Origin of the sequence: Anaeromyxobacter sp. K (assembly GCF_000020805.1) — a bacterium.
Classification (GTDB): domain Bacteria; phylum Myxococcota; class Myxococcia; order Myxococcales; family Anaeromyxobacteraceae; genus Anaeromyxobacter; species Anaeromyxobacter dehalogenans.
Genome location: NC_011145.1, coordinates 1430504 through 1456092, shown reverse-complemented (window position 1 = coordinate 1456092; position 25589 = coordinate 1430504). Strand labels below are relative to the sequence as shown.

25 protein-coding genes are annotated in these 25589 nt (G+C 70.6%); 14 read left to right on the top strand and 11 right to left on the bottom strand.

The genetic code is table 11. The features are described from left to right. Nucleotides 1-50 precede the first annotated feature (50 nt). The 7 genes from ANAEK_RS06435 to ANAEK_RS06405 all read right to left on the bottom strand — a co-directional run bounded on the left by ANAEK_RS06435 (nt 51) and on the right by ANAEK_RS06405 (nt 6824). Nucleotides 51-770 carry an NADH-quinone oxidoreductase subunit I gene (locus ANAEK_RS06435; protein ID WP_012525341.1) on the bottom strand — a complete coding sequence of 240 codons (720 nt, stop codon included), beginning with the start codon at nt 768-770 and terminating at the stop codon, nt 51-53. Nucleotides 771-774: 4 nt separating this feature from the next. Continuing rightward, nucleotides 775-2157 (bottom strand): complex I subunit 1 family protein, encoded by a 1383-nt coding sequence (locus tag ANAEK_RS06430; RefSeq protein WP_012525340.1) that lies wholly within the window; start codon nt 2155-2157, stop codon nt 775-777. Between the two features lie 12 nt (nt 2158-2169). Beyond that, nucleotides 2170-3921: a 2Fe-2S iron-sulfur cluster-binding protein gene (locus ANAEK_RS06425; RefSeq protein ID WP_012525339.1), complete on the bottom strand. Its 1752-nt coding sequence runs from the start codon at nt 3919-3921 to the stop codon at nt 2170-2172. A gap of 26 nt (nt 3922-3947) precedes the next feature. Continuing rightward, nucleotides 3948-5243 carry an NADH-quinone oxidoreductase subunit D gene (locus tag ANAEK_RS06420; RefSeq protein WP_012525338.1) on the bottom strand — a complete coding sequence of 432 codons (1296 nt, stop codon included), beginning with the start codon at nt 5241-5243 and terminating at the stop codon, nt 3948-3950. Between the two features lie 83 nt (nt 5244-5326). Next, nucleotides 5327-5854: an NADH-quinone oxidoreductase subunit C gene (locus ANAEK_RS06415; protein WP_012525337.1), complete on the bottom strand. Its 528-nt coding sequence runs from the start codon at nt 5852-5854 to the stop codon at nt 5327-5329. Nucleotides 5855-5868: 14 nt separating this feature from the next. Next, nucleotides 5869-6417: an NADH-quinone oxidoreductase subunit B gene (locus tag ANAEK_RS06410; protein ID WP_012525336.1), complete on the bottom strand. Its 549-nt coding sequence runs from the start codon at nt 6415-6417 to the stop codon at nt 5869-5871. Nucleotides 6418-6434: 17 nt separating this feature from the next. Next, on the bottom strand, nt 6435-6824 hold the full coding sequence (locus tag ANAEK_RS06405; RefSeq protein WP_012525335.1) for an NADH-quinone oxidoreductase subunit A: 390 nt from the start codon (nt 6822-6824) through the stop codon (nt 6435-6437). A 160-nt stretch (nt 6825-6984) separates the two neighbouring features. Between ANAEK_RS06405 and ANAEK_RS06400 the strand changes: the two genes are divergently transcribed. The 11 genes from ANAEK_RS06400 (at nt 6985) to ANAEK_RS06350 (ending at nt 18761) form a co-directional block, all read left to right on the top strand. Beyond that, nucleotides 6985-7422, top strand: coding sequence for an NADH-quinone oxidoreductase subunit A (locus ANAEK_RS06400; protein WP_012525334.1), 438 nt, complete (start codon nt 6985-6987; stop codon nt 7420-7422). Between the two features lie 82 nt (nt 7423-7504). Beyond that, nucleotides 7505-8026, top strand: a complete 522-nt coding sequence (locus ANAEK_RS06395; RefSeq protein WP_012525333.1) for an NADH-quinone oxidoreductase subunit B — start codon at nt 7505-7507, stop codon at nt 8024-8026. Between the two features lie 111 nt (nt 8027-8137). Beyond that, nucleotides 8138-8728, top strand: coding sequence for an NADH-quinone oxidoreductase subunit C (locus tag ANAEK_RS06390; RefSeq protein ID WP_012525332.1), 591 nt, complete (start codon nt 8138-8140; stop codon nt 8726-8728). Between the two features lie 9 nt (nt 8729-8737). After that, nucleotides 8738-9877 carry an NADH-quinone oxidoreductase subunit D gene (locus ANAEK_RS06385; protein WP_012525331.1) on the top strand — a complete coding sequence of 380 codons (1140 nt, stop codon included), beginning with the start codon at nt 8738-8740 and terminating at the stop codon, nt 9875-9877. Then, nucleotides 9874-11268 carry a complex I subunit 1 family protein gene (locus ANAEK_RS06380; protein ID WP_012525330.1) on the top strand — a complete coding sequence of 465 codons (1395 nt, stop codon included), beginning with the start codon at nt 9874-9876 and terminating at the stop codon, nt 11266-11268. The genes ANAEK_RS06385 and ANAEK_RS06380 overlap by 4 nt, the downstream gene beginning before the upstream one ends. A gap of 13 nt (nt 11269-11281) precedes the next feature. After that, on the top strand, nt 11282-12094 hold the full coding sequence (locus ANAEK_RS06375; protein WP_012525329.1) for a 4Fe-4S binding protein: 813 nt from the start codon (nt 11282-11284) through the stop codon (nt 12092-12094). An 8-nt stretch (nt 12095-12102) separates the two neighbouring features. Next, entirely contained in the window at nt 12103-12738 is a 636-nt protein-coding gene (locus ANAEK_RS06370) for an NADH-quinone oxidoreductase subunit J (protein ID WP_012525328.1), read from the top strand. Between the two features lie 16 nt (nt 12739-12754). After that, on the top strand, nt 12755-13063 hold the full coding sequence (gene nuoK / locus ANAEK_RS06365) for an NADH-quinone oxidoreductase subunit NuoK (protein WP_012525327.1): 309 nt from the start codon (nt 12755-12757) through the stop codon (nt 13061-13063). A 3-nt stretch (nt 13064-13066) separates the two neighbouring features. Next, nucleotides 13067-15526 carry a proton-conducting transporter membrane subunit gene (locus ANAEK_RS06360; RefSeq protein WP_012525326.1) on the top strand — a complete coding sequence of 820 codons (2460 nt, stop codon included), beginning with the start codon at nt 13067-13069 and terminating at the stop codon, nt 15524-15526. 18 nt (nt 15527-15544) lie between these two features. Then, complete coding sequence (locus ANAEK_RS06355; protein ID WP_012525325.1) at nt 15545-17194, top strand: NuoM family protein; 1650 nt, start codon at nt 15545-15547, stop codon at nt 17192-17194. A gap of 16 nt (nt 17195-17210) precedes the next feature. Next, a complete protein-coding gene (locus tag ANAEK_RS06350) occupies nt 17211-18761 on the top strand; it encodes an NADH-quinone oxidoreductase subunit N (RefSeq protein WP_012525324.1) in 1551 nt (516 codons plus the stop codon). Between the two features lie 160 nt (nt 18762-18921). Here ANAEK_RS06350 and ANAEK_RS06345 read toward each other — a convergent pair whose 3' ends face one another. Continuing rightward, complete coding sequence (locus tag ANAEK_RS06345; RefSeq protein WP_012525323.1) at nt 18922-19773, bottom strand: PHP domain-containing protein; 852 nt, start codon at nt 19771-19773, stop codon at nt 18922-18924. 95 nt (nt 19774-19868) lie between these two features. Here ANAEK_RS06345 and ANAEK_RS06340 point away from each other — a divergent pair, with 95 nt between their 5' ends. The 3 genes from ANAEK_RS06340 to clpX all read left to right on the top strand — a co-directional run bounded on the left by ANAEK_RS06340 (nt 19869) and on the right by clpX (nt 22740). Next, nucleotides 19869-20351 carry an Rrf2 family transcriptional regulator gene (locus ANAEK_RS06340; RefSeq protein WP_012525322.1) on the top strand — a complete coding sequence of 161 codons (483 nt, stop codon included), beginning with the start codon at nt 19869-19871 and terminating at the stop codon, nt 20349-20351. Between the two features lie 189 nt (nt 20352-20540). Beyond that, nucleotides 20541-21566 carry an agmatinase family protein gene (locus tag ANAEK_RS06335; protein WP_012525321.1) on the top strand — a complete coding sequence of 342 codons (1026 nt, stop codon included), beginning with the start codon at nt 20541-20543 and terminating at the stop codon, nt 21564-21566. A 70-nt stretch (nt 21567-21636) separates the two neighbouring features. After that, nucleotides 21637-22740: an ATP-dependent Clp protease ATP-binding subunit ClpX gene (gene clpX / locus ANAEK_RS06330; RefSeq protein WP_012525320.1), complete on the top strand. Its 1104-nt coding sequence runs from the start codon at nt 21637-21639 to the stop codon at nt 22738-22740. Nucleotides 22741-22742: 2 nt separating this feature from the next. Here the strand turns inward: clpX and ANAEK_RS06325 are convergent, their stop codons facing one another. The 3 genes from ANAEK_RS06325 to ANAEK_RS06315 are packed head-to-tail and all read right to left on the bottom strand — an operon-like array spanning nt 22743 to nt 25458. Continuing rightward, entirely contained in the window at nt 22743-23249 is a 507-nt protein-coding gene (locus tag ANAEK_RS06325) for a CvpA family protein (protein WP_012525319.1), read from the bottom strand. Between the two features lie 2 nt (nt 23250-23251). Continuing rightward, nucleotides 23252-23815, bottom strand: a complete 564-nt coding sequence (locus ANAEK_RS06320) for a J domain-containing protein (protein WP_012525318.1) — start codon at nt 23813-23815, stop codon at nt 23252-23254. A 32-nt stretch (nt 23816-23847) separates the two neighbouring features. Then, nucleotides 23848-25458 (bottom strand): Hsp70 family protein, encoded by a 1611-nt coding sequence (locus ANAEK_RS06315; protein ID WP_012525317.1) that lies wholly within the window; start codon nt 25456-25458, stop codon nt 23848-23850. Nucleotides 25459-25589: the final 131 nt, after the last annotated feature.

The following is a 25589-nucleotide window of genomic DNA, read 5'->3' as shown; positions in this document are numbered from 1 at the left end:
GCCCCGCCGCCGGAGCCGGCGGGCGGGGCCTCGGGACGGCCGGACCGGGCCTACTTGCGGGCCGCCTGCGCCCGGTCCCTGGCCTCGGCCGCGAGCGCCCGCACCGAGAACCCCGGCGTCTGGCTGGCCTCGTCGGTCGCCACCGTCGGGAACGGCTTCGCGCGGGCGCGCATCTCCTCGAGCTTGTCGGGCGGGATGGACGGCGAGCCGCGGCGCAGCCACGGGTCGTACTGGTACGACACCGGCGGCCCGCGGAGCAGCCGCTTCTCGTCCCAGATCTGCGCCGAGCGCTCGTAGGAGGGCGGCGTGTGCTCGCCGGAGTCCATGCGGATGGCGTCCTTCGGGCACGCCTCGACGCAGAAGCCGCACACGATGCAGCGCAGCTCGTCGATCACGAACTTCGCGGGGTACTTCTCGACCGGATCGTCCGGGTACTCGGCGGCCTCGATGTAGATGCACTGCGCCGGGCAGATCGTCGCGCACATGTAGCAGGCGACGCAGCGCGGCTTCCCGTCCTCGCGCGGCACCAGCCGGTGCAGCCCGCGGTAGGCCGGCGCGTAGGGCGCCCGCTCCTCCGGGTACTGCAGCGTGACGTTGTCCGAGTGCCCGAAGCCCCCGCGCTTGCGGGCGAGGATGTCCGGGTTCGCGTCGCGCGAGAAGAACAGGTTCTTCAGGAAGTGCTTCGTGATCGTGCCGATGCCCCGGATGATCTCCGGGAAGTACATCGACTCGCGCAGGTCCGGCGGGCGGTTCTCGAGCTGGTAGGGCATGGCGTCAGTGTCCGGCGGCGGCGTGGGCGGCGCCGTGTCCCGCCGCGGGGGCGGGCGCGCGGCCGACCGCGGCGGTGAGGACGGCGATGACGACGATGGTGAGGACGCCGATCCAGGCCAGCAGCTGGCCGCTCGGGTCGAGCAGCAGCGCGCCGCCCGTCACGAAGACGTTCACCAGCGCGGCCGGGAGCAGCAGCTTCCAGCACAGCTTCTGGATCTGGTCGAAGCGGAAGCGCGGCAGCAGCCAGCGGATGGTGAGCTGCAGCCACATCATGACGATCATCTTCGCGATGAACGCCCCGGCGCCGACCGCCGCGAACCAGAACGGCGTCAGGTTCTGGCGCAGCCAGCCCTCGAACAGGATGGGGTGCCAGCCGCCCAGGAACACGGCGGTGATCACGCCCGCGAGCACCACGATCTCGGCGAACTCGGCCAGGAACAGCAGGCCGAACTTCATGCCGGAGTACTCGACGAAGTAGCCGACGATCTCGCTCTCGCCCTCGGGGAGGTCGAACGGCGCGCGCTTGGTCTCGGCGAACGCGCTGGCGAAGAAGATGAGGAAGCCGATGGGCTGCAGCAGCAGGCCCAGCGCCGGCACCGGGCCGAGCACCGGGTTCCCCTGCGCCACCACCATCTCCTCCAGGCGGAGGGTCCGGAACGCGATCATCGTGCCGACCAGCGACAGGCCCAGCGACACCTCGTAGCTGATCATCTGCGAGGAGGCGCGGACGCCGCCGAGCAGCGCCAGCTTGTTGTTGGAGGCCCAGCCCGCGAGCGCGGTGCCGTACACCTGGAGCGAGGCGATCGCGAACAGGTAGAGCAGGCCGGTGTCGGTCCGGGAGACCTGCAGCGCGATCTGCTCGACCGCCCCCGACGCGGCCGCGCCCGCCAGGCCCGGGATCTGGTTCAGCTCGATCCCCTGCCCCACCGGGATGATCGCGAACAGCGCGAACACCGGCGCGAAGGCCAGCATGGGCGCGAGCTCGTAGAGCACCCGGGTGCGCCCGGTGGTCTCGATGCGCTCCTTGGTGAGCATCTTGAGCGCGTCGGCGGCGAGGAACGGGATGCCGCCCAGCGCCGAGCCGAACACCTTGATGCGGTTCGCGCCGATGCGGTTCTGGATGAGCGCCGACCACTTGCGCTCGGCCACCGTGAGCAGCGACGCGCTGATCATCAGCACGACCAGCAGCAGCGTCAGCACGTTCGCCACGGAGGCGCCGTAGTACACGGCCGCGCGGGAGACGCCCGGCGAGCCGGTGATCCAGCCGGCCAGGGCGTTGAAGCCCCAGCCCAGCCAGCCGGCGGCCAGGTAGAACCCGGCCGACAGGACGACCAGGCCGGCCAGCGTCGCCGCGATGACGAGGAGCATTCCGAAGAATCGGTTCACCGGCTCTCCCTCCTACGACGTGCGCGACATCGCGCGGCGGTAATCCTCGGTGGTCTCGGACGGCACGCGGTCGCGGTTGCCGGGCAGGCGGCCATCGACGGTGCCGGCGGCGAGCGGGACGATCCCGAGCCGCTTGCCGGTGGACGGCAGCGAGTCCCAGGCGAAGTCGCCCAGCGCGCCCCCGAGCTGCGACCCGAGCGCCGCGAACACCTCGCGGCCGCTCGCGAACGCGAGCGGCAGCCCCAGCGCCGCCCCGACCTCGGCGGCGAGCGCCCAGTGCGGCCGCGACTCGCCCTTCGGGAAGTACGCCATCTCGAAGCGCTGCGCGCGCCCCTCGAAGTTGACGAACGTGCCGTCCATCTCCGAGTGCGGCGACGCGGGCAGGAGCACCGTGGCGTGCTGCGCGAGCGCCGTGTCGCCGTACGACTGCGCCACGACCTCGAGCGCGCCGAGCTTCTCCGCGCCCTTCGCGTCCGGCACCTCGGTGCCGACCGCCCAGAGCGCCTTCACCTTGCCGGCGCCGGCCGCGGCGACCAGGTCCGCGAACGGCCGGACCGCGAGGCCGTACGCGGCCGCGGCGAGCTCGAGCCCCTTGCGGTTGGGGTTCTCGTCGGCGCGCTTCAGGAAGTCGTCCTGCCAGCCGTCGGCGCGGCCGCCGGCGTAGACCTCGGCGACCTTGAGCCCCTCCTTCGCGACCTTGCAGGCCACCAGGAGGTCCTCGAGCGACGCGACCGGCGAGAGCAGCACCGCCAGCGAGCCCGCCGCGACGTGCGGCAGCAGCACCTCGGCGGCGCGGCGCGGCGCGACCTTTCGGGCGAGCGGCTGCGCGTTCGCGCCCCGGCCCTCGCGCGCCACCAGCACGCGGCCGGCGTTCAGGTACTTGTAGGACGTGCGACCGTCGTCGCACATCCACTCCTGGTTCACGGCGTCGTTCTCGCGCGGGCGGTAGCGGTAGGTGACGTCGTTCAGGTAGTCGAGGAACGTGTTGCAGCCGCGCGCGCAGCCGGTGCACACCGAGCGGGCCGAGCTCATGAACCAGACGCGGCCGCGGAACCGGAAGTCGGTCGAGGTGAGCGCGCCGACCGGGCAGATGTCCACCACGTTGCCCGCGTACTTGTCGTCGAGCGGCTGGCCGGGGAAGGTGGTGATGAAGCTCTCGTTGCCGCGCTGGGCGACGCCGAGCTGCGGGTTCTCGGCCACCTCGCGCATGAACCGGACGCAGCGCGTGCAGAGGATGCAGCGCTCCTGGTCCAGGGTCACGGTGGGCCCGAGCTCGACGCGCTTGCCCTTCACGACCTTCGGCACGTCCAGCCGCGAGGGCTGCCGGTCGTAGGCCATGTAGTAGTCCTGCAGCTTGCACTCGCCGGCCTGGTCGCAGATGGAGCAGTCGACCGGGTGGTTGAGCAGCAGGAACTCGAGCGTGGCGCGCTGCTGGTCCTTCACGCGCGGCGTGTCGGTCTTCACCGTCACGCCCTCGGCCACTGGCATCTGGCAGGCCGGCATCAGCTTGCCGCCGGGCGCGTTCGACATCTCCACCAGGCACATCCGGCAGTTCGCCGCGATGCTGAGGCGCTTGTGGTAGCAGTAGTACGGGATGTCGATCCCGACCGCCTTCGCCGCCTCGATGACGGTCGTGCCGGGCTTCACCACGACTTCCTTGCCGTCCACGATCGCGGTGACGAACCCGGGGTTCTTCGGCGGCGGCGGGGCCGGGGGGCCGGGCGGCTTGGGCGGCGCGGCGTCGGGCTTCTTCTCTTCGGCCATCGGAGGCTCCTGGTTCCCGGGCGAGGCTACTGCTCCACCTCGCCGCCGATCATGTTGATGCTGTCGAAGGTGGGGATGAGGTCGGACAGCAGCGAACCCTTCGTCATCACCGGCAGGGCGGCCAGCATCGGCCAGCCCGGCGCGCGCAGGCCGAGCTTGTAGGGGCGGCCGCCGCCGTCGGAGACGACGTAGAACCCGAGCTCGCCGTTGGCGGCCTCGGTGTAGCTGTAGACCTCGCCGGCGGGGACCTTGATCCCCTCCATCACCAGCTTGAAGTGCGCCATCACGCCCTCGATGGTGCCGTACACGAGCGGCTTGGGCGGCAGCGCGTAGCGGAAGTCCTGGACGATGATCTCGCCGGGCGCCATCTGCTCGAAGCACTGGCGGATGATCTTGTCCGACTGCCGCATCTCCTCCATCCGCATGAGGTAGCGGTCGAAGTTGTCGCCGTTCGAGCCGACCGGGATGTCGAAGTCGAGCCGGTCGTAGACCAGGTACGGCGCCGCCTTGCGCACGTCGTAGGGCTCGCCGGAGGCGCGCAGGCACGGGCCGGTGAAGCCCAGCTCCAGCGCGTCCTCGCGCGACACCTTGCCGGTGTTGAGGCAGCGGTCGATGAAGATGCGGTTGCGGTTGAGGAGCTGGCCGATCTCCTCGCGGATGGCGACGACGCGGTCCAGCACCTTCAGCGTCTTCTCCTGCCAGCCCTCCGGGATGTCGCGGGCCACGCCGCCGATGCGCGCGTAGTTCGAGGTGAGCCGCGCGCCGCACAGCTCGGCGAGGCGGTCCCACAGCAGGTCGCGGGCCTCGATGCCGTACAGGAACACGGTCATCGCGCCGAGCTCCATCGCCATGGCGCCCACCAGCGTGAGGTGGTCGCAGATGCGGTGGATCTCGCTGGTGATGACGCGCAGGTACCGGGCGCGCTCGGGGATCTCGAGCTTGGCGAGCTTCTCGACCGCCAGCGCGAACCCCACGTTGTTCATGATCGAGCTGACGTAGTTGAGCCGGTCGGTGTACGGGAACACCTGGCCCCAGGTCACGTTCTCGCAGCTCTTCTCGAAGCCGCGGTGGAGGAAGCCGATGTCCAGCTTCATCCCCTCGATGATCTCGCCGTTCAGCTCCACCACGGCGCGGGTCACGCCGTGCATGGCCGGGTGCGAGGGGCCGAGGTTGATCACCATGTGCTTCGACGGCATGGGCGCGTACAGCTCGCCCTCGCCCGCCCGGGGGGACAGCGTCCCCATCGGCGGCCGCTCGCCGGCGCCGGCGCTGCCCGGCGTCGCCCGCGGATCGATGCCTCCGACTCCCTTCGCCTCGCTCATCTCGTCCTCCGCGCGCCCGTCCTTCCGGAGGGGCGCCCGCCGCCAGCGCGCTCGGCGCGGCCCGGCGGCGTGGAAAGAAACGGCTAGTCGCGCGACGCGGGCCCGGGCCCGCGGAAGATGTCGTGCACCTCGCGCTCGACGACCAGCGGCTGCCGGCCGCGCAGCGGGTAGTCCTTGCGCAGCGGGTGCCCCTCGAACTCGTCGTACATGAGCAGGCGGCGCATGTCGGGGTGCCCGGAGAACGGGATCCCGTACATGTCCCAGCAGTAGCGCTCGAACCAGTCGGCGCCGCGCCACAGGCCGGTGACCGACGGCACGACGCCCTCGGGCCCCTCGGGCACCTTCACCCGCAGGCGCACGCGCGTGTTGTGCACGGTCGAGAGCAGGTTGTAGACGACCTCGAAGCGCGGGCTGGCGCCGAGGTAGTCCACCGCCGTGATGTACGGCGACATGTTGAAGGCGAGCGACGGGTCTTCCTTCAGGAAGCGGCACACGTCGACGATCCGGCTCCGCTCCACGAACGCGCAGTCGTCGCCGCCGACGCCCTCGTACGGGGCGTGGACGGCATCCGGGAAGCGCTCGACGAGCGCGGCGATCACGGCCTTGGACATGAGGGTCCTCGCGCCTACCGGCCGGCGCCGCCCGAGATCACCGGGAGCGGCTTGCGGTCGATGAGCTTGTGCGACTGGTTCTGGATCTTCTTCTGGAGCAGCATGATGCCGTCGAGCACCTGCTCCGGGCGCGGCGGACAGCCGGGCACGTAGACGTCCACCGGGATCACCCGGTCGATGCCCTGCACCGTCGCGTAGTTGTCGTAGAACCCGCCGGAGCTGGCGCAGACGCCGAACGCCATCACCCACTTCGGATCGGCCATCTGCTCGTAGACGCGCTGGAGGATGGGCGCCTGCTTGCAGTTCACCGTGCCCACCACCATCAGCAGGTCGGCCTGGCGCGGCGAGAACCGCGGCATGGCGGCGCCGAAGCGGTCCGAGTCGTACCGCGCCGAGGCCATGGTCATGTACTCCATGCCGCAGCAGGCGGTGACGAACGGATAGGTGAACAGGGAGTACTTGCGCGCCCAGCCCAGGCTCTTCGAGACGAGGCCCTGGAGGAACCCCTCCGCCTCCTCCCGGCGCGTGGCGATGACGGGCAGCCCGTCGAGCTCCGATGCCATTGTGCGGTCGCTCCTCTCTAATCCGCCCAGTCGAGGACGCCCTTCTTCCAGACGTAGACGAGGCCCGCGACCAGGGTGAACACGAAGATCCCCATGGACACGAAGCCGGGCCAGCCGAGGCCGGGGTAGCCCTGGCCGTCCGGCAGCAGCAGCACCGCCCACGGGTAAAGGAAGATCGCCTCGATGTCGAACACGATGAAGAGCAGCGCGACGACGTAGAACTTCACGCCGAACCGCTCGCGCGCGGAGCCGACCGGCTCCGACCCGCACTCGAACGGGGTCTGCTTCACCAGGCTGGGTCTGCGCGGTCCGAGCACGTTGGCCAGGCCGAGCATCGTGAAGGCGAGTACGACCGCCACCAGCAGGACTACACCGATCGGGAAGTAGATCTGCAGGGGTGTCAGCATAGGTGGGTACTGGTCGGGGTGGGGAGCCCGTTAAGTGCCCGCCCCAATGGCCTTTGTCAACGGGTTTCCACCCCTTGACATCAGGTTCCCCTTCTGTAGACTCCGCCCGCCTGTTTCCCTAGATTTGCCGACAGGATAGGTCCACAAAGGGTCGCCAGCCATGGGCTTCGATTTCGGTACCGTACTCGTGTTCGCGGTGGTCACCGTCGGGTTCGCGCTCGGTGGAATTGCGGCATCTCGCGCACTGGGTCCGAAGTGGCCCAATCCCGAAAAGGCATCCATCTACGAGTGCGGCGAACGCCCCGTTGGGGTCGCGTGGTTCAACTTCAACCCGCGCTTCTACCTCGTCGCCCTGGTCTTCCTGGTCTTCGAGGTGGACATCGCCCTGACCTTCCCGGTGGTGGCGGTCTTCAAGGACTGGACGTCGAAGGGTCCGGGCATGGCCTGGGTGGCCTTCTTCGAGCTCCTGGTCTTCACCGGCATCCTGGTGGTCGGCCTGGCCTGGGCCTGGGCCCACGGCGACCTCGAGTGGGTCAAGACGCTGGGCGCGCCGAGCGAGGAGGCGCCTGCCCGCGCCGAGCCGCGCCGCGCGGCCTGACGGAACAACTCGGGCGGCACCGGCGGTTCATCGACTGATCGCGGTCAAACGCAGGACGCGCAAGGCAGGAGGCGGTTCGCACATGGCGGCACGCATGGACCCGGGGATCGGCGGCGACGTCACGCTGCTCCACACGAGCCAGCTGGACAACCTCATCAACCTCGCGCGCGCGAGCTCGCTCTACTACCTGACGTTCGGCCTGGCGTGCTGCGGCATCGAGCTGATGCAGACCGGCGGCCCGCGCGCCGACGTGATGCGCTTCGGCGCGATCCCCCGCGCCTCCCCCCGCCAGGCCGACTTCATGATCGTGGCCGGCACGCTCACCTACAAGATGGCCGAGCGCGCCCGCCTGCTCTACGACCAGATGCCCGAGCCGAAGTACGTCATCTCGATGGGCTCCTGCTCGAACTGCGGCGGCCTCTTCCAGCTCGGCTACTCGGTCTGCAAGGGCGTCGACAAGGTCATCCCGGTGGACGTCTATGTCCCGGGCTGCCCGCCGCGGCCGGAGGCGCTCACCGAGGGCCTCCTCCGGCTCCAGGAGATCGTCCGGAGCGAGCCCTGGTCCACCAAGCGTCGCCCGGCAGCGCAGGCGGAGGGTGCCTAGCGGCCTCCCTTCCACCACTCGTAGCTCGCTGACCGGCAGTTTCAGGACGGGGCGGGGCGGAACGCTCGGATGGGGCGTACCGCTTCGCCCTGTACCGTAGAAGAGGGACGAATGACGACTCATGAAATCCACGAGCGGCTGAAGGCGCGGTTCGGAGACGACGTCGGCCCGCTGTCCGAGCCGAAGATCGACGCGTTCTGCGTGGTGAAGGCGGAGCGGATCGTCGAGGTCTCCCGCTTCCTCGCCACCGAGCCCGGCCTCGAGATGGACTTCCTCGAGGACCTGACCGCGGTGGACTGGCCGAAGCGGAACGTGATCGAGGTCGTCTACCACCTGCTCTCGTACCGCCACCGCCACTCGATCGTGCTGAAGGTCGAGGCGGACCGCGCCGCGCCGGTCGTCCCGACCGTCGAGGGCGTCTGGAAGACCGCGAACTGGTTCGAGCGCGAGGTCTACGACCTGTTCGGCGTGAGCTTCCCCGGCCACCCGGACCTGCGCCGGCTGATGCTGCCGGACGACTGGGTGGGCCACCCGCTCCGCAAGGACTACCAGGAGGCGGGCGGCTGGCACGGCATCTCCAACGTCCGCGAGAACCCGCTCGTCGAGCTGAAGCGGCTCGACGACCAGCGCCGCGCCGAGGCCGCCGCCAAGGCGGCGCCGCCGGCCGCGCCCGACGCCGCCGCGGCCGCCCCCAAGGCGTAGGGAGACGACATGGAAAAGCTCATCCTCCGCCGCGTGGACCGCCAGAACGAGGAGATGATCCTCAACTTCGGCCCGCAGCACCCGTCCACCCACGGCGTCATCAACTTCCTGGTCGAGACCGACGGCGAGGTGCTGAAGCGCGCCACGCCGGACGTCGGCTACCTGCACCGCTCGATCGAGAAGATCGGCGAGATGGTCGGGTACCCCGGCTTCATGCCGTACACCGACCGCGTGGACTACGTGGCGGCGATGTTCGCCAACGAGGGCTACGCCATCGCGGTCGAGCGGCTGCTCAAGATCGAGGTGCCGCAGCGGGCCCAGTGGCTGCGCGCCATCTCCTGCGAGCTGTGCCGCATCGCCTCCCACCTGGTGTCGGTGGGCACGATGGTCATGGACATCGGCGCGTTCACGCCGATGCTCCACGGCATCCGCGAGCGCGAGACCATCAACGACCTGCTCGAGGCGCTCTGCGGCGCGCGGCTGACCTACAACTACCACCGCATCGGCGGCGTCGCGTTCGACCTGCCGGAGGGCTGGCGGGACAAGGTCCTCCACTTCCTCGACCACTTCGACAAGTTCCTGGCCGAGTTCGACCGGCTGATCTCGTTCAACGAGATCTACGTGAAGCGCCTCGCGAACGTGGCGGTGATCCCGGGCCCGATGGCGATCAACTACGGCCTGGTCGGCCCGAACCTGCGCGGCTCGGGCGTGGACTGGGACGTCCGCCGCGACCTGCCGTACGGCGCGTACCCGAACTTCAAGTTCGACGTGCCGGTGGGCAAGGGCTTCTTCGGCACCTCGGGCGACTCGTTCGACCGGTACTACGTGCGCTGCCTGGAGATGGCCGAGTCCTCGAAGATCGTCCGCCAGGCGCTGGACTCGCTGCCGGAGGGCGAGATCACCGCCAAGGTGCCCCGCAACATCAAGCCGGAGGCGGGCGAGGCGATCGGGCGCGTCGAGAGCGCGCGCGGCGAGCTCGCCTACTACGTGATCTCCGACGGCACCAACAAGGCGTACCGGGTGCGCGCCCGCACCGGCTCCTTCACCGCCATGTGCATCATCGAGGACATCTCGCGCGGCCTGATGGTCGCCGACCTGGTGGCCCTCATCTCGTCGCTCGACGTCGTCGCCCCGGAGATCGATCGATGAACGCCCCCGCCATCAAGAACCAGGACCTGAGCAAGGGGCCGGGCAGGACGGCCCGCGGCGTCGTGCTCGCGACGCTCGCGGTCGGGTTCGGGCTGCCCACCATCCTGCTCGGCGCGGTGCTGGTGCTGTCGCCGCTCTCGAAGCCCGCCATGCTCGCGGCGGCGCTCCGCGCGGCCGGGGTGGACGTCTCCGCGTGGTCGCAGGGCGGCCGGTACGCGCTGTGGCTGGTGGCCATGGCGGTGCTGGCGCTGATCCTCGTGTCCTTCGGCGCGGTCATCTCCGGCATGACGGTGTGGTGGGAGATGCGGGTCAGCGCCCGCATGCAGAGCCGCATCGGCTACAACCGCGTGGGCGCGGCCGGCTTCTTCCAGTGGATCGCCGACGCGGTGAAGCTCCTCCTCAAGGAGGACCTCATCCCCGCCGAGGCGGACCGGCTGCTCTTCCGCGCGGCGCCGTACTTCGTGATGGTGGGCTTCGCGCTGGTGTTCGTGGCCCTGCCGTTCGGCGAGAGCCTCATCGCCGCCGACCTGAACGTCGGCATCTTCTACATCACGGCGGTCACCGCGCTCATCGTGGTCGGCATCCTGATCGCCGGCTGGTCCTCCAACTCCAAGTGGGCGCTGTTCGGCGGCATGCGGTCCGCCGCGCAGGTGATCTCCTACGAGATCCCGGCCGGCCTGGCCGTGATGGTGCCGGTGCTCATGTCCGGCACGCTCTCGATGCAGGGCATCATCCGCTCGCAGGGCGCCTGGCCGTGGGAGTGGCACGCGCTCACGAACCCGTTCGCGCTGGTCGCGTTCGGGATCTTCTTCGTGGCGCAGCTCGCCGAGGGCAACCGCACCCCGTTCGACCTCCCCGAGGCCGAGTCGGAGCTGGTGGCCGGCTACCTCTCCGAGTACTCCGCGTTCCGCTTCGCGCTCTTCTTCCTGGTCGAGTTCGGCAACCTCTGGGTGATGTCGGCGATCAGCGTGACGCTGTTCTTCGGCGGCTGGCAGGTGCCGTTCGCCGGCCCCGAGGTGTTCGCGGCGGCGCGCGGCGCCGGCGACCTCCCCGGCCTGGCCTGGTGGGGCCTCCAGCTCGCCTCGATGCTGATCTTCGTCGCGAAGACGCTGGTGCTCCTCAACGTGGTGGTGTGGGTCCGCTGGACGCTCCCCCGCATCCGCGTGGACCAGATGATGAGCCTCTGCTGGAAGTACCTGGTCCCGTTCGCCTTCGTCTGCTTCGTCGCCACGCTGCTCTGGCAGATCCTGGTGACGCGCGTCCCGGCCACCGCGCCGGTGATCGGGGGCCTGATGGTCGCCGCGGCGGTGGTGGCGGGCTTCTTCTTCCTCCGCCTGACGCGGCGGAACATCTCCGCGGTCGGCGACCGCGTCGACTTCACCAACTGGTAAGGGGACCGGAACGATGCCTCAGACCGTCCGCGAGTACACCGGCGCCATCCGGGACACGGTGAAGTCCTTCTGGCACGGCCTCTCGATCACGCTCTCGTACCTCGCCCGCCGCCCGACGACGGTCCAGTACCCGGACCGCACGCCCATGCCGGTGCGCGACATGCTCCCGCCGCGCTACCGCGGGTTCCTCGAGGTGGACACCGGCATCTGCACCGGGTGCCAGGCCTGCGAGCGCGCCTGCCCGATCGGCTGCATCCAGATCTCGCTGGAGAAGGACGCGGCCAACCCGAAGCAGCGCGTCGTCACGCAGTTCGACATCGACGAGGCGAAGTGCATGTTCTGCGGCCTGTGCGTCGAGCCCTGCCCCACCGGCTCGATCCAGCACACCCGCGAGTTCGAGGGCACGCACCGGCACATCCGCAACCTGGTGTTCCGGTGGGCCGACCCGATGAACCCGTTCCCGGTCTACAAGGTGGACAAGAACGCGGAGTACTACCCGCGCGTCCCGCTGGGCTCGCTGGTGCGCAAGCGCCTCGAGACCAACGCCTGGGATCGGGCCGCCCCGCAGTTCCTGCCGCCCGAGCCGCCCAAGCCCGCCGAGGCGAAGCCCGCCGCGAAGGCGGCCCCGGCCGCGAAGCCCGCGCCGGCCGCCAAGCCGGACGGCGCCCCCGCGGCCCCCGCCGCGCCCGCGCCGGCCAAGGCCGCCGCCCCGGCTCCCGCGGCCGCGGCTCCCGCCCCTGCTGCGGCGGCCCCCGCGCCCGCCGCGCCGGCCGCCGAGGCGCCGGCCGCGCCCGCGGCCCCCGCCGCCAACCCCGAGTCCAAGTGAGGCCGCCGATGGAATCCAAGGGAGGAAAGCTCACCGCCTGGGCCATCGCCACCGTCGTGGTGGTCGCCTTCGTCGCCTACATGACCACGCAGGTGATCCGCCCCGCCGCGCTGGCCACGCCGCGCCCGGAGGCGGCCGGCCTGGGGCTGCCGGACGTGCTGTTCTACGTGCTCGCGGTCCTCACCGTGGCCGGCGCCGCGGGCGTCGCGCTCTCGCGCAACATCCTCTACAGCACGTTCGGCCTGCTCACCGCGCTGCTCGGCGCCGGCGCGCTGTACGTGCTGCTCTCGGCCGACTTCGTCGCCGTCACCCAGCTGCTCATCTACATCGGCGGCGTGCTGGTGCTGATCCTGTTCGCGGTGATGCTCACCAACCGCATCACCGAGATCAACGTCTCCAACACCAGCTTCGGCCTGTTCGGCGGCTTCCTGCTGTTCGTCTCGGCCGCGCCGGTGCTGCTGGCGGTCGCGCTGCTCACCCCGTGGCAGGCCGGGCCCGCCGCGCCGCTCGCCCCCACCACCCAGGCCATCGGCGACGCGTTCCTCTCGCGGTGGCTGCTCCCGTTCGAGGTGGCGTCGCTGGTGCTGCTCTCGACGCTCGTCGGGGCCATCGTCATCGCGCGCAAGGAGATCAAGGCCGACTGACCGGCCGGAGAACGCCATGCAGATCTCGCTCTCGCACTTCCTCGTCGTCGGCGCCCTGCTGTTCGCCTTCGGCATGGTGACCGTGGCCACCCGCCGCAACGCGGTGGGCGTCCTGATGGGCGTCGAGCTCATCCTGAACGGCGCCAACGTGAACTTCGTCGCCTTCAACCACTACGCGGGCGGCGGCGTGACCGGACAGGTCTTCGCCCTCTTCGTCATCGTCCTGGCCGCGGCCGAGGCGGCGGTGGGCCTCGCCATCGTCCTGGCCATCTTCCAGACGTTCAAGACCATCGACGTCCGCGCCGCGGACCTGATGCGGGAGTAGCCGATGCACGAGACCGCTCACGAGCTCGGCCGGATCGCCGTCACGAACGTCGGCTATCTCTGGCTCATCCCGCTGTTCCCGCTCATCGGCGCGACCATCAACGCGCTGATCGGCTGGAAGCTGCAGCAGCAGTTCGGGAGGAAGATCGTCCACCGCATCGCGGTGACCGCGATGTTCGCCGCCTTCGGGGTGGCGCTGGTCGCGTTCTCCCAGATGCTGCGGCTCCCCTCCGAGGAGCGCTTCCTCCAGGACACGCTCTGGAACCTCATGACCGCCGGGCGGCTGACGGTGGACTTCGGGTTCGCGCTCGACCCGCTCTCCATGATGATGGTGCTGGTCATCACCGGGATCGGCTCGCTCATCCACGTCTTCTCCATCGGGTACATGCACGACGAGCCGTCGTACTGGCGGTTCTTCAGCTACCTGAACCTGTTCGTCTTCGCGATGTTGCTCCTGGTGATGGGCGACAACTTCGCGGTGATGTTCTTCGGGTGGGAGGGCGTGGGCCTCGCCTCGTACCTGCTCATCAGCTTCTGGTACACGGACCCCGAGAAGGCGAAGGCCGGCATGAAGGCCTTCGTGGCGAACCGCTTCGGCGACTTCGGCTTCCTGGCCGGCCTGTTCCTGCTGTTCTGGGCCCTGGGCGGCGCGTGGACGCCGCGGACCGGCAGCGGGCTGCGGAACAACGACTACCAGCCCATCGCCGAGCTGAACGCCACCGCCCCCGCGGCCACCCCCGCGCAGGCGCACGCGCTCGCCCCGGCCGTCCACGACGTGAAGGTCGGCCCCACCATGAACTTCCGCGAGCTGCGGGATCAGGTGGTGATCGACTCGACCGGCGTGAAGGAGCACCTGGCCGGCTCGAGCATCTGGGGCGTCTCGCTCCTGACGCTGGTCTGCATCCTCCTGTTCGTCGGCGCGATGGGCAAGAGCGCCCAGATCCCGCTCTACGTCTGGCTCCCCGACGCGATGGCCGGCCCGACGCCGGTCTCCGCCCTCATCCACGCCGCCACCATGGTGACCGCGGGCGTGTACATGGTGGCGCGCCTCAACTTCCTGTTCGCGCTCTCGCCGAGCGCGATGGGCTGGGTGGCGCTCATCGGCGCCGCGACGGCGATCTTCGCCGCGTCGATCGGCTTCTTCCAGTACGACATCAAGAAGGTCCTCGCCTACTCCACCGTCTCGCAGCTCGGCTTCATGTTCATCGGGGTCGGCGTGGGCGCGTACTGGGCCGGCGCGTACCACCTGCTCACCCACGCGTTCTTCAAGGCCACGCTGTTCCTCGGCTCCGGCTCGGTGATCCTCGGCTGCCACCACGAGCAGGACATGCGGAAGATGGGCGGGCTGAAGAAGCACATGCCCATCACGCGCTGGACCTACCTCGCGGCGTGCTGGGCCATCGCCGGCTTCCCGTGGATGAACGGCTTCTACTCGAAGGACGAGATCCTCTACAAGGCGTTCACCAGCGGGCACCTGGCGCTGTTCGGCGTGCCCACCCCGTGGCTCGGGCCGGCCATCTTCCTGGTCGGCATCGTCGCCGCGACCGGCACCAGCTTCTACATGTTCCGGTCGTACTACATGACGTTCACCGGCGAGTACCGCGGGAGCGCCGGGCACCACGACGAGCACAACGAGGATCCGCACGCCGCCGGCGCCGCCGCCATGTCGCACCTCTCGGTCTCGGTCCACGCCTCCGACGGCGCGGTCCACGCCGACGGCCACGCGCACGGCCACGCCGCCCCGGCCCACGGCCACGCGGTCCACGCCCCGGCCGCCGCCGCCGCGACGGCGCACGACGACCACGGCCACCACGGCGGCACGCCGCACGAGTCGCCCTGGACCGTCACCCTGGTCCTCTCGCTGCTCGCGCTCGGCTCCTTCCTCACGCTGTTCCTGGGCATCCCCATGGCCTGGACCGGCAAGGCGCCCATCCTCGAGCACTGGCTCGCGCCCGCGCTGACCGCGCAGGAGGGCGTGCCGTTCCAGCACCTGTCGCACTCCACCGAGTACATGTTCCAGGCGATCGGCGTGCTGGCCGGCGCGGTCGGCTGGTTCTTCGCGATGGTGCTGTTCAAGGACGCGAAGAGCGCGGTCCCGGCGCGGCTGCGCGAGCGGTTCCTCGGCGTCTGGACGGTCGTCTACAACAAGTACTACGTGGACGAGCTGTACGCGGTCGCCGTCCTGAAGCCCTCGATGAAGGTCGCGCAGGCCGCGTCCTGGTTCGACTCGAACGTGATCGACCGCCTGGTGCTGCTGGCCGGCACGGTCACCCGCGTGGTCGCGAACCTGGACGGCGCCATCGACAAGTACCTCGTGGACGGCGCGGTGAACGCCGTCGCCAGCGTCACCCAGGCGTGCGGCCGCTACCTCCGCTCGCTCCAGACCGGCAAGGTCCAGACCTACCTGTACGGCGCGCTCGGGGGCGCGCTGGTGGTGGTCCTGCTCAACTTCCTCATCTCGTAGCAACCGGGAGAGCGCGTCATGTTCACGCCAGGAAACGTCCTCAGCTGGGCCACCTTCTTCCCGGTCATCGGGTCGGCGCTCATCGTCGTCCTGCTGGCCGCGAAGTTCTTCCTCCGCCTCGACAAGAAACTCGTCGACGACGGCTCCCGCTGGATCGCGCTCGTGACGAGCGCGCTCTCCTTCGCGGCGGCCATCGCCGCCTGGCGCATGTACGACCCGTCGGCCACGGGCGTGCAGCTGGTCCAGCACTTCACCTGGATCCGCGCGTTCAACATCGAGTTCTACGTCGGCGTCGACGGCATCTCGATCTCGATGGTGCTGCTGTCCGGCCTCATCTCCTTCATCGCCACCATCGCGTCGATGCCGTGGTGGTCGGGGAAGAAGGACGCCGAGATGGCCGGCATGGTGGACCACGGCCACGACGACCCGCACCACCCCAAGCACTTCTCGGTGCGGATGGTGCCGGGCTACATGGCCATGCTGCTGCTGCTGCAGACCGGCATGATGGGCACGTTCGTCGCCCTGGACATGTTCCTGTTCTACGTGTTCTGGGAGGTGATGCTCCTGCCGATGTACTTCCTCATCGGCATCTGGGGCGGGCCGCGCAAGGAGTACGCGGCGATCAAGTTCTTCCTCTACACCCTCGCCGGCTCCGTGCTGATGCTCCTCGCGATCATCGGCATCTACTACAACAGCGCGCCGGCGCAGCTCGCCGACGGCTCCTGGTCGAGCGGCCACACCTTCAACCTGATCGAGCTCGCGAAGCAGGGCGCGGCCGGGCAGTTCCGCAACGCCGCCCCCATCCTCGGCTTCCCGTTCGCGAAGATCGTCTTCATCGGCCTGTTCATCGGGTTCGCCATCAAGATCCCGATGTTCCCGTTCCACACCTGGTTGCCCGACGCGCACGTCGAGGCGCCCACGCCCATCTCCGTCATCCTGGCCGGCGTGCTCCTGAAGATGGGCATCTACGGCATCCTGCGCTTCAACTACGGGATCCTCCCCGACGCGACCGCCTGGGCGGCCGGCGGCATCGCGGTGTTCGGCGTCATCAACATCATCTACGCGGCGTTCGTCTGCCTCGCGCAGAAGGACCTGAAGAAGCTCATCGCGTACTCCTCCGTCTCGCACATGGGCTTCTCGCTGCTCGGCATGGCGGCCATGACGCCCCAGGGCATCTCGGGCGCGGTGCTGAACCTCTTCACCCACGGCATCATCAGCCCGATGCTGTTCCTCATCGTGGGCGTGATCTACGACCGCGCCCACCACCGCGAGATCGAGAAGTTCGGCGGCCTGGCCCAGGAGCTGCCGGAGTACAGCGCCATCATGGGCCTCGCGTTCTTCGCCTCCCTCGGCCTGCCCGGCCTGGCCGGCTTCATCTCCGAGTTCACGGTGTTCTCGGGCGCGTTCCCGGTGTTCACCACCTACACGATCATCTCGGCCACCAGCGTCGTCCTGACCGCCGCGTACTACCTGTGGGCGATCCACCGGATGTTCCTGGGCAAGCTGAACCCGGTCTACAAGGGCTACCCGGACCTGAACTGGCGCGAGCGCATGTCGCTGTACCCGCTCGCGGTCATCTGCATCTACCTGGGCTTCTACCCGCAGGCGATCCTGGGCGTCATCAACCCGGCCCTGCACGCCCTCATCCAGAACATCAAGCCGCTGTAGGCCCGAGGGGCGACGCATGACGGACCTCATCCCACTGGTCGAAGAGAACCTGCGCTCCACCGCGTGGTTCCGCCCCGAGGCGGCCCTCACGGTGGGCGCGCTGGTCCTCTTCGTGCTGGACATCACCTGGAAGAAGAGCGCGACCCGCGTGGCCTGGCTGAGCGCGGCCTCGCTGGTGGTGTTCGCGGCCGCGGCGGCGCTGCTGGCGCAGCAGCCCGCCGACGCGCAGACGCTGTTCAACGGCATGCTCGCGAACGACGCGTTCGCGATCTTCTTCAAGTGGCTGTTCCTCGGCGCCGGCGCGCTGACCGTGCTCATCACCGCGCAGGGCAAGGACTTCGACGCGTCGCGCGTCGGCCAGTTCTACGGCCTGCTCACCGCCGTCGTGCTCGGCCTGTTCATGATGGCGAGCGCGACCGACCTGCTCATGATGTACATGTCGATCGAGCTCGTCTCGATCGTGAGCTACGTCCTCGCCGGCTTCCGCCGCGCGGACCGCAAGGCCGCCGAGGGCTCGCTGAAGTACGTCATCTACGGCGGCGTGGCCTCGGGCGTGATGCTGTTCGGCATGAGCTACCTGTACGGCCTGACCGGCACCACCAGCCTGCTCGAGCTGGGGCCGCGCATCCAGGCCATCCAGGCGTCGGGCCTGCCGCTCGCGGCCACCCGCATCGCGCTGGTGGTCGGCGCCGTGTTCGTCGCCGCGGGCCTCGGCTACAAGATCGCCGCGGTCCCGTTCCACATGTGGTGCCCGGACGTGTACGAGGGCGCGCCGACGCCGTTCACCGCGTTCCTGTCGGTCGGCCCGAAGGCGGCCGGCTTCGCGCTGGCGCTCCGCTTCTTCCTGTCGGCGTTCGCGGGCCCGGCCTCCCCCACCACCGGCCTGGCCGAGGCGCTGGGCGGCATCCCCTGGCCGGCGGTGATCGGCGTGGTCTCGGCCGTCACCATGACGCTCGGGAACCTGAGCGCGCTCGCGCAGACCAACCTGAAGCGCCTGCTCGCGTACTCCTCCATCGCGCACGCCGGCTACATGCTCATGGGCCTCGCGACCGTGTCGGCCATGGGCGTGCAGTCGGTGATGATCTACATGCTCGTGTACCTGGTGATGAACCTGGGCGCGTTCCTGGTCGTCATCTGGGTGGCGGAGTCCACCGGCTCCGAGTCGATCCTCGACTACCGGGGCCTGTCGAAGCGGGCGCCGGTCGCGGCGGTCGCGTTCGCCATCTTCCTGTTCTCGCTCACCGGCATCCCGCCGTTCGCCGGGTTCGCGGGCAAGTGGTACCTGTTCTACGCCGTCTTCGAGCGGATCCCCGGCCCGGGCGGCAACTGGTACGCGCTGCTCGCGGTCATCGCGGCGCTCAACACCGCGGTGGCGCTCTTCTATTACGTGCGGATCGTCCGCGCGATGTTCATCGACGTGCCGTACGCGGAGCCGAAGCCCATGCCCGCGAAGCCCGGCTACCAGCTCATGCTGGGCGCGTTCTCGGTGCTGATCCTGATCTTCGGCGTCTGGTGGGCGCCGATGATCGAGTGGACGCGCGCGTCGCTGGCGCTGTTCCGGGGCTAGTAGCGGGGGAGGTTCCCACGGGGCTGCGCCCCGCCCCACGGAGCCGAGCTCCGTGGGGCCCCACCCCGCTCGCCGGGTCCCGTGCGCCGGCGCGGACGGCTTCGCCGTTCACGCGCCGGTCGCCCCGGCGCGCTCGCTGCGCTCGCGTGCTGCTTCCGCGTCACGGCCGTCGCGCCTCGAGGCGCTCCAGCTCGTGCGGGGGCATGCTCACGTCGCCGAGGTGGCGGTCGGGCGCGACCGCCTCGCCGTGGAAGTCGGAGCCGGCGGTGGGCACGAGATCGAGCGCCTCCGCGATGCGCAGGTACTTCTCGCGCACCGAGGGGTTGTGATCGACGTGGTAAACCTCCAGCCCCTCGACGCCGGCCTGGCGGAGGCGCTCGAGGTCCCAGCGCTCCAGCTTCGAGACGCCGGGGTGGGCGACCGTGGTGGTGCCGCCGGCGGCCCGCACCAGCCGGACCGCCTCGTCGGCCTCCAGGCGGTAGCGCTGCACGTACGCCGGCTTCCCCTCTCCGAGGTAGGCGTCGAACGCCTCCTTCACGGTGGCCACCGCGCCGAGCTCGACCAGCGCGCGGGCGACGTGCGGGCGGCCGATGGTCTTGCCGCCGCTCCACTTCTCGATGTCCTCGACGCGGAGGCGCAGGCCGAGCGCGCCCAGCTTCTCCACGATGCGCTCCATGCGCTCGCGCCGGCGCAGCGCCAGGAAGTCCTCGAACGCGCGCAGCCGCGGGTGCGCCGGGTCCACGAAGTGGCCGAGCAGGTGGATCTCGCGGCGCTCCAGGAACGCCGAGAGCTCGATGCCCGGCACCAGCCGCAGCCCGAGCCGCGCGGCCGCGGCGGCCGCGTCGTCCATCCCCGCCACGGTGTCGTGATCGCAGAGCGCCCACACGGCCACGCCCGCGGCGCTCGCCCGCTCGGCTACCTCGGCGGCGGGATACTGGCCGTCCGACGCCCTGCTGTGCGAGTGCAGGTCAATCTTTCCGTTGACGCCCTGTCCGGCGGCCGGGTTGCCCATGAACTGTGCACCTCGAACGTGATAAGATAGCCGTCTCTCCAGGTCGGCGCGCGCCCGGAAGGGAGAGGGGCCGGCGCGCGGAAAGGCGAGCGTTCATGCAGCACGTACTCCGGATCTCACGGAAGATCGACTACGGCCTGCGGGCCATGATCTACCTGGCGTCGATCCCGCAGGACTCCGTGGTCCCGTTCCGCGAGATCGCCCGGCAGATGGACGTGCCGGAGGACTTCCTCGCCAAGATCCTGAAGACCCTGGTGGACACGGGCCTGGTCCGCTCCACCCGCGGACCGCACGGCGGCTACGCGCTCGCGCGCATGCCCGCCGACATCAGCTTCCTCGACGTGATCGAGTCGGTGGAGGGCCCGGTGGCCCTCAACGTCTGCCTCGACGGCGAGGATGCCTGCGGCCACTCCACCGCGTGCACCATGGTGTCGGTGTGGCGCCTGGGCCAGGAGCGGATGCTCGACGTCTACCGGCAGGCCAAGCTCTCCGAGCTCGCCTTCAAGCCGGCCGACGACGGCCAGATCGGCCTCGTGCAGCTCCAGCTCCAGTCGTCGGTCCGACCGCCCGTGATCTAGACGGAGCTGCGCCCAGCTCGGGTGCTCCACGGGTCCCGTGACCTCGCACGGTGTCCGGCGGGGCCGCGCCCCGCCCCACCCTGCTGCGCGGGACTCGTGACCTCGCGGGCGCGCCTGACGGCGCGCGATCCCTCGAGGCGATCGGATCGTCCCGGGCTGCGCCCCGTCCCATCGCGTTAGACTTCCGCCATGACCTTCGATCCTTCCGCCGCCGCACAGCCCGGCTCCGGCGTGTTCGGCCTCCCCCACTCCGAGCGCGACGCCGGCGTGGTGCTCGTCCCGGTGCCGTTCGAGGCGACCACCTCCTACGGCGGCGGCACCTCGCGCGGCCCGGAGGCGATCCTCGACGCCAGCCGGCAGGTGGACCTGTTCGACGTGGAGACCGGCCGCCCGTACGAGGCCGGCATCCACATGCTGCCCGTCCCCGAGGAGATCGCCCGGCTCGACCGCGAGGCGCGCGCGGCCGCCGAGCCGGTGATCGACGCCGGCGGGCTCGTGCCCGGCCGCCAGGACCTGGCCCGGGCGGTCGCCGAGGTGGACGAGGCCTGCGGGCGCGTGAACGCCTGGGTCGAGGAGCGCGTCGCCGGCCTGCTCGCCCGCGGCAAGACCGTCGGCCTGGTGGGGGGCGACCACTCCACCGCGCTCGGCGCGATCGCCGCGCACGCGCGGCGCCACCCGGGCATGGGCCTGCTGCACGTGGACGCCCACGCCGACCTGCGGGTCGCGTTCGAGGGGTTCACGTACAGCCACGCCTCCGTGATCTACAACGCGGCCGAGCGGCTCCCGGAGCTGTCGCGGATCGTGCAGGTCGGCCTGCGCGACCTCTCCGAGGAGGAGCACGCCTACGCGGCCGCGTCGGGGGGCCGCATCGTGCAGCACCACGACGCCCCGCTGGCGCGCGCGCGGTTCGAGGGCGAGCCGTGGGCGGCGCAGGTCCGGCGCATCGTCGAGCCGCTGCCGCGAGAGGTGTACGTCAGCTTCGACGTGGACGGGCTCGACCCCACCCTCTGCCCGCACACCGGCACGCCGGTGCCGGGCGGCCTCTCGTTCCAGGAGGCCGCGTACCTGATCGGCGCCGTGGTGCGCAGCGGCAGGCGCATCGTCGGCTTCGATCTCGTCGAGGTGTCGCCCGGGCCCGACGGCGGCGACTGGGACGGCAACGTGGGCGCCCGCCTGCTCTACAAGCTGATCGGCTGGGCGCTGGCCGGGCGCTGAGCGGCGCCGCGTCCCGGCGCGCGCCCGGCACGTCGTTGCCGCGCCGCCGTCCGGCCATACCGTTCAGGGTGTGAAGCCGCCGCTGCGCCTCGACGAGCCGCTCCCCCTCCTCACGCCCCGCGAGATCCACGCGAGCCTGTCGCGCTGGGTGATCGGGCAGGAGCCCGCGAAGCGGGCGCTGGCGATCGCCGCCTACAGCCACCTGAAGCGCGTGGCGATGCGGCGCGCCAGCCGCGAGGTGGCGGTGCAGAAGTCGAACGTGCTGCTCATCGGCCCCACCGGCTGCGGCAAGACCCACCTCGCGCGCCACCTGGCCCGCGTGCTCGAGGTCCCCTTCCACGTCGCCGACGCGACCGAGTTCACCGAGGCCGGGTACTACGGCAAGGACGTGGAGACGATGATCGGCGAGCTGCTGCTGCGCGCGAGCCACTCCATCGAGGACGCGCAGCGCGGCATCGTGTTCGTGGACGAGGTGGACAAGATCGCGCGCCGCTCGCAGCCGGCCCGCGGCGGCGCGGGGCAGCGCGACATCGGCGGCGAGGGCGTGCAGCAGGCGCTCCTGAAGCTGCTGGAGGGGCGCGAGGTGCACGTGCCGCTCGGGCTGGGCGGGCCGCAGTGGGCCCGCCGCGACACCGTGCCGGTGGACACCACCGACATCCTGTTCGTCTGCGCCGGGACGTTCTCCGACCTGTTCGCGTACGCGGGCGACGGCCGGTCGCTCGGCTTCGGCGCGCGGTCCGGGGCGGCGGCGGCGCGGCGGCGGATCCGGCCGCGCGACCTGGTCGAGTACGGGATGCTGGCCGAGTTCCTGGGCCGGCTCCCGGTGATGGTGCAGCTCGACGAGCTCGGGCCCGAGGCGCTGCTGGAGGTGCTCACCGGCCCGCCGGACGCGGTGCTCCGCCAGATGCGCGCGCTGCTCGCGGCGGACGGCGTGGAGCTGGACGTCACCGACGGCGCGCTGCGCGAGCTGGTCGCGTTCGCGCGCGAGCGCGGCGCGGGCGCGCGCGGGCTCCGCGCGGTGGTGGAGGAGGTGCTGGCGGAGCTGCTGTTCGAGGCCCCGGAGCGAAGCGGCACCCGCGTGCTGCTGGACGCCGGCTGGGTGCGCGCGCGGCTCGAGGCGATCGGGCCGAGGATCGCCGAGGCGGAGGGGCCGGAGCGCCTCGCCGGCGGGTGAGCTCAGCGGTGGAGCGCGCGCTCGATCGCGCGCGCCTGCTCCGGATCGAGCCGCTCCAGCAGGTCGTGCGATCGCACCAGCGCCGCGAAGTCGCTGCCCCGCAGGTCGAGCCCCAGCGCGCGGGGCGCGCCCCCCGCGGCGAGCAGCAGCGCCGACACCAGCACCCACGCCGCCAGCGCGCCCTTCGCGCCGCCGAGCAGCGCGCCCACGCCGCGGTCGGCGGGGCCGCGCACCACCCCGGACACCCCGGTCGCGCGCAGCACGAACGCGCCCACCAGCGACACGAGCGCCCAGGTGCCGAGGAACAGGAGCGCCGGGGCGGCCGCGCGCGCCACCAGCCCCGGCATCCACCGGTCGAGGCCGCCCGCCACCGCGCCGGCGAGGTGCCGCGCCGCGAACCACCCGAGCACCGCGCCGCCCAGCTCCACCATTTGGCGCAGCGCGCCGCTCATCGCGCCGGCCACCGCGGCCAGCGCCAGCACCGCGAGCACGGCGAGGTCGAGCGTCACGCCTACTTGATCCGGTAGTCGCCCTTGGGGCGGAGCTTCTCGGCCTCGGCGGCGACCAGCGCGAGCTGCTCCTTGAACCGGCCGTTGGCCGGCTCGTACATGAGCGCGCTCTTCAGGGCCCGCTCGGCCGCGTCCCACCGCCCCGCCTGCATCTCGGTGAGCGCGGCGGTGTAGAACTTGCGGCCGTTCGGCGTCTGCCCGAACTGCTCCTCGATCTTCTTCTTCTGCTCCTCCTTCACCGCCGCCTCGTCGGCCTCGGTGAAGCGGAGCTTGCGCTCGCGGTCCGGCCCGGAGATGTCGGCGAGGTAGCGGGCGCGCTTCCGGTCGTCGCGCAGCACCGTGTACGCCTCGTTCACCCGGCGGTAGATGCGGCCCACCAGGTCGCGGACCTCGGCGCTCGGCACCGCCGCGTAGCGGTCCGGGTGGAACGTGCGCGACTCGCGGTAATAGGCGGCCTTGATCTCCGGCGGCGTGGCCGTGGCGGGGATCTTCAGCACGCCGTAGTAGTCGAGCTGGTCGAGCGCGGCCGCCAGCGTCTCCACCTCGATGAGGAACTGCGCGTCCATGCGTCCCGTCCGTCCGCGGGCCGCCCGGCCGGTCAGGCCGCGCGGGGACCGCGCGCGAGCTCGATGCCCGCGTTGTCGTCGATGGCCTTGCGGAGGTCCTGCTCCGAGAGGCCGGAGGAGAGGCTGATGGTGGTCGAGGTCTTCTGCCCGGTCTCCAGGTCGGTGGCCGAGACGTTCACGATGCCGTTCGAGTCGATCTCGAAGGTCACCTGGATCTGCACCTCGCCGCGGTAGCCGATGCGGAACCCGGTGAACTCGAACTCGCCCAGCAGCTCGCAGCCGTCGGCGCGGTTCGACTCCCCCTGGTAGACGCGGATCTTCACCCGGTCCTGGCCGTCGCGGCTGGTGGTGAAGGTCTTCGACTTCTCGATGGGGATGGGGGTGTTCTTCTCGATGATCTTCTCGGTGAACCCGCCCACCGTCCCGACGCGCAGCGAGAGCGGCGTCACGTCCAGCAGGTAGCTGGCCTGGCCGGCGGTGGCGGCGGTGGTCGAGAGCAGCGCGCGCGCCTGGATGGCGGCGCCGAGCGCGACCACCTCGTCCGGATCCACCCCGGTCATGGGCTCGCGCTGGAAGTAGTGGCGCACGCTGTTGCGGATGATGGGCAGCCGGGTGGGCCCGCCCACCAGGATCACCGCGTCGATGTCGCCGGCGGTGAGGCGCGCCGACTGCAGCGCCTCGTCGCACACCTTGAACGTGCGCTGCACCAGGTCCATCACCATCCGGTTGAACTGGTCCTGGGTGAGCTTCTGGGCGAGGTCGATGACCTCGCCCTCCGGCGACTGGCAGATGCCCGGCACCTGGATGGCCGCCACGCCCTCGCGGCCCACGTCGATCTTCGCGCGCTCGCCCGCCTCCTTCAGCATCTGGAGGCAGAACTTGTTCTGGCGGAGGTCGAGCCCGTGCTTCGCCAGGAAGTCGTCGGCGAGCCAGGTCATGATCCGGTCGTCGAAGTCGTCGCCGCCCAGGTAGGTGTCGCCCGCGGTGGACAGCACCTCGAACACGTCCTTGCCGATCTCCAGGATCGACACGTCGAACGTGCCGCCGCCGAGGTCGTAGACGCAGATCTTCTGGTTGATGTCCCGGCCGAAGCCGTACGCGAGCGCCGCCGCGGTGGGCTCGTTGATGATGCGCAGCACCTCGAGCCCGGCGATGCGGCCGGCGTCCTTGGTGGCCTGGCGCTGGTTGTCGTTGAAGTAGGCCGGGCAGGTGACGACCGCCTTCTTCACCTCGCGCCCGAGCGCCGTCTCGGCGATCGCCTTCATCTCCTTCAGCACCAGCGCGGAGACCTCGGGCACCGAGAAGATCCGGTCGCGGACCCCGATCCGGACCGAGTTGTTCGGCCCCTCGACGATCCGGTACGGCATCACCGCCTGCGCCTTCTTCACCTCGTCGGAGAAGTAGAAGCGGCCGATGAGGCGCTTCGCCGAGTACACGGTGTTCTCGGCGTTGGTGATGATGTTCTTCTTCGCGTCGTTGCCGACGAGCACCGTCCCGTCGTCCAGGAACGACACGACCGACGCGTGCGTGCGCTCCCCCCATTCGTTGGGGAGCACGGCGGGCGGCGCCCCGTCGGCCTGGGCGGTCGCCACGCAGCTGTAGCTGGTTCCGAGATCGATACCGACGGCGATGTCGTCGCTCATGATGGTGCGGGAGCCCGGCGAGGAGGTCCAGCGGTTTCGCCGGGTTACGGCATCCTAGCGGCGCGTTCGGGAAGCTGTCAAACGGCGCGAGCGGCCGCGCGCGCACGGCGGGCTGTCCACGTCGGAGGCCC

Bases quoted from the DNA above. Each gene is read 5' to 3' on its own strand.
- ANAEK_RS06435 (WP_012525341.1), bottom strand. From the start codon at position 770: ATGCCCTACCAGCTCGAGAACCGCCCGCCGGACCTGCGCGAGTCGATG.
- ANAEK_RS06425 (WP_012525339.1), bottom strand. From the start codon at position 3,921: ATGGCCGAAGAGAAGAAGCCCGACGCCGCGCCGCCCAAGCCGCCCGGC.
- ANAEK_RS06420 (WP_012525338.1), bottom strand. From the start codon at position 5,243: ATGAGCGAGGCGAAGGGAGTCGGAGGCATCGATCCGCGGGCGACGCCG.
- ANAEK_RS06415 (WP_012525337.1), bottom strand. From the start codon at position 5,854: ATGTCCAAGGCCGTGATCGCCGCGCTCGTCGAGCGCTTCCCGGATGCC.
- ANAEK_RS06410 (WP_012525336.1), bottom strand. From the start codon at position 6,417: ATGGCATCGGAGCTCGACGGGCTGCCCGTCATCGCCACGCGCCGGGAG.
- ANAEK_RS06405 (WP_012525335.1), bottom strand. From the start codon at position 6,824: ATGCTGACACCCCTGCAGATCTACTTCCCGATCGGTGTAGTCCTGCTG.
- ANAEK_RS06400 (WP_012525334.1), top strand. From the start codon at position 6,985: ATGGGCTTCGATTTCGGTACCGTACTCGTGTTCGCGGTGGTCACCGTC.
- ANAEK_RS06395 (WP_012525333.1), top strand. From the start codon at position 7,505: ATGGCGGCACGCATGGACCCGGGGATCGGCGGCGACGTCACGCTGCTC.
- ANAEK_RS06390 (WP_012525332.1), top strand. From the start codon at position 8,138: ATGACGACTCATGAAATCCACGAGCGGCTGAAGGCGCGGTTCGGAGAC.
- ANAEK_RS06385 (WP_012525331.1), top strand. From the start codon at position 8,738: ATGGAAAAGCTCATCCTCCGCCGCGTGGACCGCCAGAACGAGGAGATG.
- ANAEK_RS06380 (WP_012525330.1), top strand. From the start codon at position 9,874: ATGAACGCCCCCGCCATCAAGAACCAGGACCTGAGCAAGGGGCCGGGC.
- ANAEK_RS06375 (WP_012525329.1), top strand. From the start codon at position 11,282: ATGCCTCAGACCGTCCGCGAGTACACCGGCGCCATCCGGGACACGGTG.
- ANAEK_RS06370 (WP_012525328.1), top strand. From the start codon at position 12,103: ATGGAATCCAAGGGAGGAAAGCTCACCGCCTGGGCCATCGCCACCGTC.
- nuoK (WP_012525327.1), top strand. From the start codon at position 12,755: ATGCAGATCTCGCTCTCGCACTTCCTCGTCGTCGGCGCCCTGCTGTTC.
- ANAEK_RS06360 (WP_012525326.1), top strand. From the start codon at position 13,067: ATGCACGAGACCGCTCACGAGCTCGGCCGGATCGCCGTCACGAACGTC.
- ANAEK_RS06355 (WP_012525325.1), top strand. From the start codon at position 15,545: ATGTTCACGCCAGGAAACGTCCTCAGCTGGGCCACCTTCTTCCCGGTC.
- ANAEK_RS06350 (WP_012525324.1), top strand. From the start codon at position 17,211: ATGACGGACCTCATCCCACTGGTCGAAGAGAACCTGCGCTCCACCGCG.
- ANAEK_RS06345 (WP_012525323.1), bottom strand. From the start codon at position 19,773: ATGGGCAACCCGGCCGCCGGACAGGGCGTCAACGGAAAGATTGACCTG.
- ANAEK_RS06340 (WP_012525322.1), top strand. From the start codon at position 19,869: ATGCAGCACGTACTCCGGATCTCACGGAAGATCGACTACGGCCTGCGG.
- ANAEK_RS06335 (WP_012525321.1), top strand. From the start codon at position 20,541: ATGACCTTCGATCCTTCCGCCGCCGCACAGCCCGGCTCCGGCGTGTTC.
- ANAEK_RS06320 (WP_012525318.1), bottom strand. From the start codon at position 23,815: ATGGACGCGCAGTTCCTCATCGAGGTGGAGACGCTGGCGGCCGCGCTC.
- ANAEK_RS06315 (WP_012525317.1), bottom strand. From the start codon at position 25,458: ATGAGCGACGACATCGCCGTCGGTATCGATCTCGGAACCAGCTACAGC.